The 3,776-nt window shown below is 65.9% G+C and carries 5 protein-coding genes; 3 read left to right on the forward strand and 2 right to left on the reverse strand.

Features of this window, described 5'->3' with window-relative positions:
• The coding region (locus tag RT662_RS04605) for a glyceraldehyde 3-phosphate dehydrogenase NAD-binding domain-containing protein (protein WP_313669533.1) at positions 1-345 on the reverse strand (345 nt) is incomplete at its 3' end.
• Between the two features lie 21 nt (positions 346-366).
• On the reverse strand, positions 367-2,331 hold the full coding sequence (gene tkt / locus RT662_RS04610) for a transketolase (protein WP_313669535.1): 1,965 nt from the start codon (positions 2,329-2,331) through the stop codon (positions 367-369).
• A gap of 238 nt (positions 2,332-2,569) precedes the next feature.
• Between tkt and RT662_RS04615 the strand changes: the two genes are divergently transcribed.
• The 3 genes from RT662_RS04615 to RT662_RS04625 all read left to right on the forward strand — a co-directional run.
• A complete protein-coding gene (locus tag RT662_RS04615) occupies positions 2,570-2,731 on the forward strand; it encodes a hypothetical protein (protein ID WP_313669536.1) in 162 nt (53 codons plus the stop codon).
• A 5-nt stretch (positions 2,732-2,736) separates the two neighbouring features.
• On the forward strand, positions 2,737-3,033 hold the full coding sequence (locus tag RT662_RS04620; RefSeq protein WP_313669537.1) for a cell division protein ZapA: 297 nt from the start codon (positions 2,737-2,739) through the stop codon (positions 3,031-3,033).
• A 243-nt stretch (positions 3,034-3,276) separates the two neighbouring features.
• Positions 3,277-3,776 (forward strand): 5-formyltetrahydrofolate cyclo-ligase (locus tag RT662_RS04625; RefSeq protein ID WP_313669538.1); only part of this gene is annotated, 500 nt, incomplete at its 3' end.

Here is a 3,776-nt window from a genome sequence, read left to right on the forward strand (position 1 = left end):
ACCAGCAGTGATGTGAGCACCGGCCTTGGCGGCATCGGTGAAGAACCCGGTGCATTCCAGCGCGATATCCACGCCCATGGCGGCATGCGGCAGCTTGGCCGGGTCGCGCTCGGCGGTCACCGCGATGCGCTTGCCGTTCACCACGATGGCATCGCCATCCACGCTCACCGTGCCGGGAAAGGCACCATGCACACTGTCGCGCGCCAGCAGGCGGGCATTGGCCTGCGGGCTAGCCAGGTCGTTGATTGCCACCACTTCGATGTCGGTGCGGCCGGATTCGATGATGGCGCGCAGCACGTTGCGGCCGATGCGCCCGAAACCGTTGATTGCAACTTTCACAGCCATGTCATTGATCCTTCTTGGCTTTCAGCGGTCCAGCCGCCCCTTCACGCGCGCGGCGATCGCCGGCGCTGTCAAACCATATTCGGCATACAGCCGTTCCGCCGGCGCCGATGCACCAAAGTGATCGATGCCGATATTCAACCCGTCACTACCGGTCCAGCGTTCCCAGCCCATCGTCACGCCGGCTTCCACCGACACCTTCAATACGCTCGGCGGCAGCACATCGGCCCGGTAAGCCGCGTCCTGCACCGCAAATACTTCCCAGCACGGCATCGATACCACGTCGCAGCCAATGCCGTCTGCTTCCAGAAGCGCGGCGGCTTCAGCGGCAATATGCACTTCCGAACCGGTCGCGACCAGTACAACTGCGCGCGGCGCAGTTGCGGCCTTCAGGCGATAAGCCCCTTTCGCGGAAAGATTTTCGGCCACATCATCGCGCAGCGGCGGCAGGTTCTGGCGCGACAGGGCGAGGACGGACGGGCGCTTCTCGTCCTTCAGGGCAAAGGCCCAGGCTTCCGCCGTCTCCACCGCATCAGCCGGCCGCCACACCGCCAAATTGGGCATGGCGCGCAGGGACGCCAGATGCTCGATCGGCTGGTGGGTCGGGCCGTCTTCGCCCAGCCCGATACTGTCGTGCGTGCCAACGTGGATCACGCGGATCTGCTGGATCGCGGCCAGGCGGATGGCGTTGCGCATATAGTCGGTGAACACCAGGAAGGTGCCGCCATAAGGGATGATCCCGCCGTGCAGCGCCATGCCGTTCATCGCGGCGGCCATGCCGAATTCGCGAATGCCGTAGTGGACATAGCGGCCGCTATAATCATCGGCGGTGAACAGCGGCTGGCCCTTGGCCTTGGTGTTGTTGGAGCCGGTCAGATCGGCCGAACCCCCGAGCAATTCGGGCAGCGCCGGCACAAGTGCGTCCAGCGCCATTTCGCTGGACTTGCGGGTGGCAACCTTGGGCGGCGTGGCGATCAGGCTGGCCAGATAGGCCGGCATCGGATCGGCGGCGGGCAGCTCGCCTGCCATGCGGCGGTTGAACTCGCCAGCCTGCGGGTTGGCCGCCAGGCGCGCTTCCCAATCGGCGCGGGCGGCCTTGCCGCGGGCGCCCAGACCTTCCCACCAGGCCTTGATGTCGGCCGGAATCTCGAACGGGCCATATTCCCAGCCCAGCGCGGCGCGGGCGCCTTCGATTTCCTTGGCACCCAGGGGCGAGCCGTGGCTGCCACTGGTGCCGGCCTTGGTCGGTGCACCCTTGCCGATGGTGGTGCGCGCCGCAATCAGGCTGGGCCGCGGATCGGCCTTGGCGGCCGTGAGCGCGGCATCGATGGACGCGAAATCATGGCCATCGCAGGCGACGACATGCCAGCCGGCAGCGGTGAAGCGCCCGGCCATGTCTTCGCTGGACGACAGGCTGACCGGGCCATCGATGGAAATCTTGTTGTCGTCCCAGATCACGTTCAGGCGGCCGAGCTTCAGGTGGCCCGCCAGTGAAATCGCTTCCTGGCTGATGCCTTCCATCAGGCAGCCATCACCCGCCACCACCCAGGTGCGATGATCGACAAGGGCATTGCCGAACACGCCGTTCAGATGCCGTTCTGCCATCGCCATGCCGACGGACATGGCGAGGCCCTGGCCCAGCGGCCCAGTGGTGCATTCCACGCCCGGCAGTTCGGTGTTTTCCGGATGGCCAGCACACGGGCTGTGCCATTGGCGGAAGCGCTTGATGTCATCCAGCGACGGCTTCTCATAACCGGTCAGGTGCAGCAGCGCATAGATCAGCATCGAACCATGGCCGGCCGACAGCACGAAACGATCACGATCCGGCCAGCGCGGCGCCGCCGGATCGAACTTCAGGTGATTGGCAAACAGCACGGTCGCGACATCGGCCATGCCCATCGGCATGCCGGGGTGGCCGCTGTTGGCAGCTTCCACCGCATCCATGGCCAGCGCCCGGATGGCATTGGCGCAGCGTGCGAGATCGGTCATGAGGCCGTTCCTGTTAACCATCCGCGCTGGCACTGTGGCCGGTGCGGGCGGGAGCGATTCCCGGTGGTGACTATTCGTTGCGGGCGGCTTTGGCCTACCCTTCGCGCACGCGTCAACCTTCCAGTTGCAGTCCACCGTGATTGCCGCAGGCAGCCGGCTTGACCCGGGCTGATATCCCGTCTTATAAACGTCGCGCAAGCCATTGAGCTGGCGGGGGAGCAGGTCGATTTCGGAATTGATGACCCTGTTGGTGCGACTCGAAACGGCGCTGGCCGCAATCGAGACTCGCCGAAGTGCCGAAGCGGCCGCCGCCGCCGATGACCGCGCGCGCTTGGCTCGGATCGAAGCCGCCGCTACCGAAGCCGTGCGCGCGCTCGACTCCCTCATCGGGCAGGAGTGACAAGCGTGGGTCAGGCCGTTTTGAGCATTTGTGGGCGCAGTTATCGCATCAGCTGCCGTGACGGCGACGAGGATCGGATATCGCGCCTGGGCAACGAGATCGCCGTCCGCGCCGATCGCATCACCGGATCGCTGGGCAGCGTGCCCGAAGGCCAGTTGCTGGTGATGACCGCGCTGATGCTGGCCGATGAACTGGCCGATGCCCGCGCCGGCATTGCGCCGCCTGCCGCCGCTGCACCTGTGGTAGACATCACCCGCCTTGCCCGCATCGTCGAGCGGATGGAACAACTCGCCCGCGTCTGAGCAGGCTCATAAACGCGCATCTGCTTGAGCTTCCGGGGCTTGTGCCCTATATCAATATTTGGCGGGCACTGCCCGGTACGAGCGAGCAAGCATCCCTGAGGCGATAATCATCCTATCGGGGGCTGGCACTGGGTGGACCGTGGTCCACCACAACTGGTTCCCACCTGACGTTCTGGCGTCAGAGGATCTTCAAGGCCAACGGCCCATGGTGGTCCCGCCAACCGACCATCCGGATATCACGCTGTGACCAAGACCGAACTGCGCCGCCATTATCGCGCTGCCCGCAAGGCCTTTGTCGCCGCCCTGCCCGCCGGCGAACGCGAAGCGCTGGAGCGGAACCTGGCCGCGGTGGTGGCCCCTGCCCTCCCCGCCCTGCGCATGGGCGGCAGCTATGCCGCCGTGGGGGACGAGATCGATCCCATGTGGATCGAAAAACGCATCGGCCCGCACGCCTTCCCGCGCATCGCCGGGCAAGACATCATGTTTCACCAGGCCGAATGGAGCGAACTCAAGCCCGGCTTCCAGAACATTCCCGAGCCGCCGGCCACGGCGCCGGTGGTGCATCCCGATGTGTTGCTGGTGCCGCTGCTGGCCGTCACGCTTTCGGGCGTGCGGCTGGGCCAGGGCCGCGGCTATTACGATAGGGCGCTGGCCGCCCTGCGCCGCCGGCAGCCCGTGCTGGCCATCGGGCTGGCCTGGGAATGCCAGATTGCGCCGACGCTCGTGGCCGACCCTTGGGACAT

The organism is Sandarakinorhabdus sp., from assembly GCF_032115815.1.
Lineage (GTDB): Bacteria > Pseudomonadota > Alphaproteobacteria > Sphingomonadales > Sphingomonadaceae > Sandarakinorhabdus.